The 227-nt window shown below is 64.3% G+C and carries 1 protein-coding gene; it reads left to right on the top strand.

Annotation, left to right across the window (positions count from 1 at the left end; all coding sequences use genetic code 11):
- Window positions 1-227 (top strand): S41 family peptidase (locus AC0608_RS13930; RefSeq protein WP_478289499.1); only part of this gene is annotated, 227 nt, incomplete at both ends.

The following is a 227-nucleotide window of genomic DNA, read 5'->3' as shown; positions in this document are numbered from 1 at the left end:
CGAGAACCCGGGCGCCTTCTACAAAGGCCCTATGGCGTTGCTGGTCAACCGCCTTTCGGCCTCGGCCTCGGAGATTTTCGCTGGCGCCATGCAGGACTACCACCGTGCGTTGATCGTCGGCGGCCAGACCTTCGGCAAGGGCACCGTGCAGACCATCCAGCCGCTCAACCATGGCGAGCTGAAGCTGACCCTGGCCAAGTTCTACCGGGTTTCCGGGCAGAGCACCC

Source organism: Flavobacterium sp. GNP008, from assembly GCF_056428965.1.
This window is presented reverse-complemented; position numbering and strand designations above follow the sequence as displayed.